3 protein-coding genes and 1 tRNA gene are annotated in these 3,690 nt (G+C 54.2%); 1 reads left to right on the forward strand and 3 read right to left on the reverse strand.

The window, feature by feature from the left end; translation table 11 throughout:
• On the forward strand, positions 1-1,734 hold a 1,734-nt coding region (locus RT613_RS11640), incomplete at its 5' end, for an esterase-like activity of phytase family protein (RefSeq protein WP_313615494.1).
• A 109-nt stretch (positions 1,735-1,843) separates the two neighbouring features.
• Here the strand turns inward: RT613_RS11640 and RT613_RS11645 are convergent.
• From RT613_RS11645 to RT613_RS11655, 3 genes are all read right to left on the reverse strand, one after another.
• Positions 1,844-2,707: an alpha/beta hydrolase gene (locus RT613_RS11645; RefSeq protein WP_313615496.1), complete on the reverse strand. Its 864-nt coding sequence runs from the start codon at positions 2,705-2,707 to the stop codon at positions 1,844-1,846.
• 153 nt (positions 2,708-2,860) lie between these two features.
• Complete coding sequence (locus tag RT613_RS11650; RefSeq protein ID WP_313615497.1) at positions 2,861-3,073, reverse strand: hypothetical protein; 213 nt, start codon at positions 3,071-3,073, stop codon at positions 2,861-2,863.
• 104 nt (positions 3,074-3,177) lie between these two features.
• A tRNA-Val gene (locus tag RT613_RS11655) sits at positions 3,178-3,253 on the reverse strand.
• Positions 3,254-3,690 lie beyond the last annotated feature (437 nt).

The following is a 3,690-nucleotide window of genomic DNA, read 5'->3' on the forward strand; positions in this document are numbered from 1 at the left end:
GCCGCCATCGCAATCGAAAATGAGCGCGACGAGGACGTCAATGACGGCGCATTGCCACAGATGCCAGCTGGTTACCTGGTTACGGTTGCGCTGAAAGACGGCGTTGCCGATTGCGCCACCGTCAAGCACATCGACATGACCGGCCTGGCAGACATTGCACCTGAAGATCCAGAACCGGAATTCGTCTCCATCAATAACAATGGCGACATTGCCGTGACGCTGCAGGAAAACAATCATATCGTGATTGTTGATGGCAAGGCAGGTACGGTCAAAAGCCATTTCTCTGCCGGCACCGTTGATCTGGAAGGCATCGACACCAAGTCGGACGGCGCCTTGAAGTTCACCGACAAGCAGGAAGCCCGCAAACGCGAGCCTGACGCCATCAAGTGGTTGGGCACCGACCGTGTGGTCATCGCCAATGAAGGTGACTGGGAAGGTGGCGCACGCGGCTTCTCCATCTTCGATACATCAGGCAAGGTTCTCTACGAATCGGGCGCATCCTTTGAACACGCCGTTGCCAGCATCGGCCACTATCCCGAAAAGCGCTCCAAGGCCAAGGGCATCGAGCCTGAAGGTCTTGAAGTCGCAACCTTCGGCGATGACCGCTTCATCTTCGTTCTGTCCGAGCGTGGTTCTGTGGTCGGCGTTTACAAGGATACGGGCGCAGAGCCTGAGCTGACACAGCTTCTGCCATCCGGCATCTCTCCTGAAGGCGCTGTGGCCATTCCTGGCCGCAATCTGCTGGCAACCGCCAACGAAGCTGATCTGGTGGAAGATGGCGGCTCTCGTTCGCATGTCATGCTGTTTGAGCGTGCAGAAGGTGAGGCGGCTTACCCGCAGCTCGTCTCTGCAACGGTTGATGGCGCGCCAATCGGTTGGGGTGCACTGTCCGGCCTGGTCGCCGACGCTGAAAAGGATGGCATCTTCTACGCCGTGTCCGACTCGGTCTACGGCATGCAGCCATCCATCTTCACCATCGACACAACTAAGAAGCCTGCGGTTATCACCTCGGCTCTGCGTGTGAAGCGTGAGGGACAGCCCGCCCAGAAGCTCGACATCGAGGGCATCGCACTCGACGGCAAGGGCGGTTTCTGGCTGGCATCGGAAGGCAACAGCGAAAAGCTGCTGCCGCACGCGCTTTACAACGTCAATGCCAAGGGCGAGATCAAGGCTGAGATCGCACTGCCGAAGGAATTGCTGGAAGGGGAGACCCGTTACGGCTTCGAAGGTGTGACGGTTGTTGGTGAAGGCGACGACGCCACGCTGTGGATGGTTGTGCAGCGCGAATGGGGTACGGACGAAAAGGGCTTCGTGAAGCTCGTTTCCTATAACCTCAAGAACAAGGAATGGGGCGCTGTGCGTTACCAGCTCGACAAGCCGGAAGCCGGTTGGGTTGGTCTGTCTGAAATCTCCGCCTATGGCGATCACGTCTACATCGTGGAGCGTGACAACCAGATCGGTGATGCTGCTGCCATCAAGAAACTCTACCGCGTTGCCAAGGCTGATTTGAAGCCTGCCAAGATCGGTGGCGAATTGCCACTCGTTACCAAGGAACTGGCGCATGACTTCCTGCCAGACCTCAAGGCGCAGACCCATGGTTACACTGTCGACAAGCTGGAAGGTTTTGCCTTCGACAAGTCAGGCAAGGCTTTTGCGGTAACCGACAATGACGGTGTGGATGATTCCTCGGGCGAAACACTGTTCTTTGCAGTGGACCTCAAGGGCACCAACTGATTTTTGACGCCTAAAAGAAAAAGGCCGGACAGCGATATGTCCGGCCTTTTTTGATTCTGACTGAAAAAAATCCGTCAAAGGATGACGAATCGTATCACGACATCAGGGATTAGGCGCTGATCTGCTCCGGCAGACGGGCGTTGATCCAGGCCACCATGTCGTCGAGAATACGTTCCTTGCCGATATCGTTGAGCAGATCATGGAAATGCCCCTCATAAAGTCGCAGGGTTTTGTCAGCTGACCCGGCTGTTTTGTAGAAAAATTCGCTGCCTGAGGGCACGGTCGCCTTGTCAGCCGTGCCGTGCATGATGAAGACGGGCAGCGTTATCAGCGGAAATTCCCGTTTTAAACGCTCATCTCCCCGCACAAGGGCGGCTACGGTTGCGGCCGGTTGCGCCTCATTGGCAATCAACGGATCGCTGTTGAGGACACGCACAGCCTCGGGATCGCGTGAAAAATCTTCATTTTTCAATTTGAGCACGGGCAGGCGTGGGAAAAAGCCACTTAGGAACTTGGTGATTCCCAGAACAAAATCGGGGGCTGGCACCTTGAAAGCGAAACTTTCACAAATCAGCCCGGCCAATTCGGCCTGATTGTCCAGGGCATAGGTGCAGGAAACAACACCGCCGGCACTGTGACCGAGCAGAAAAACCGGCAGATTCGGTTCGCGGGACTTCGCCAGATCAATGACGATGCTGAGGTCGGCGACATAATCGGCAATATTATCGACATAGAATCGCGGTCCGTCGGATTTTCCGCGTCCGCGCAGATCAAGCGTATAAACAGAAAAGCCCCTTTGCGCGAATTGCTGTGCGGCCCAGATATATTGGCCGCCATGCGAATTGACGCCGTGGCAAATCATCACAATGGCGCGAGGGGTGGAATCGGCAGTCCATGAACGGACAAAGATTCGTTGTCCGTGTGTCGATGTCAGAAATTCTTGTCTGAATGCACTGCCTTCCGTCTGCGTCATGGGGAAACTCCCTTGGAACAAGGCATGGGAGTTGATTTTTATCATGAGCATTAAAAAGCGCGAAGCGCAAAAATTCCCGCTAAAAGTGCGGGTGCTGGGCAGGCAACCCTGTTGTGGTTAGCCTGCGGAGCAGGGGGCAGATTCGTTTTTTGCTTATTCTTCGTCAGCCAGAAGGCCGTCATACACTTCCATCAGTGCTTCGGTGATGGCAGCGCCAAGCGCATTGGCTGCTTCGCGGATGGTATCTTCGTTGCTGTCGCGGGCTGCAACGGCAAGTGAAGAACCTTCAACGGCAATAATTGCCTTGGCACGTTCAATGGCCCACAGGCCAAAATCACCACGATTGTCGATTGAGATAGTGTCCATGCTGAAAACTCCCGATGGTTGATTATCTGCCCAAGGGAAAAGCAATACGCCAAATCGAAATGAGGCGTTGTCACCAGCAATTTTTAAGGAAAATCTAGGGGAAATGGTGGGCGATGAGAGACTCGAACTCCCGACATCCTCGGTGTAAACGAGGCGCTCTACCAACTGAGCTAATCGCCCTTCGCGTCTTGCGAACCGTTTGTTGTGTCCGCCGCGTCGGTGGCTGTGATCTATGCGGATCAGAAACAAAGCGCAAGTCCCCTTTGCGAAGTTTTTTCAATTTTTTTGATTTTCGCTGTGCGCAATTGCGTAAGATCCCGAGAAAATAAGGGTTTTTGCCAATCATAAAAAATTCAAGAAAGTTTCACTCTCTATAGGAGGCCCAAATCAGGGGAGGGCTGTGGATAAAATCGGCCGTTTGCGAAGGATTTTGAAAAGAAAAAAACGAAAGCGAATTTTTTGTGATGAAACCTGTTGACACCCCAACATGAACCCCGTAGTTAGCCGCTCACGGACAGTCGAGGCTGCTTCGTTAGGCAGGTTTCTGCTGAATAAGGATTAAGCGGGTGTAGCTCAGTCGGTTAGAGTGCCGGCCTGTCACGCCGGAGGTCGCGGGT

The organism is Agrobacterium sp. (assembly GCF_032092815.1).
GTDB lineage: Bacteria > Pseudomonadota > Alphaproteobacteria > Rhizobiales > Rhizobiaceae > Agrobacterium.

Coding starts and splice junctions, on each gene's coding strand:
- RT613_RS11645 (WP_313615496.1), bottom strand. CDS start 2,707: ATGACGCAGACGGAAGGCAGTGCATTCAGACAAGAATTTCTGACATCG.
- RT613_RS11650 (WP_313615497.1), bottom strand. CDS start 3,073: ATGGACACTATCTCAATCGACAATCGTGGTGATTTTGGCCTGTGGGCC.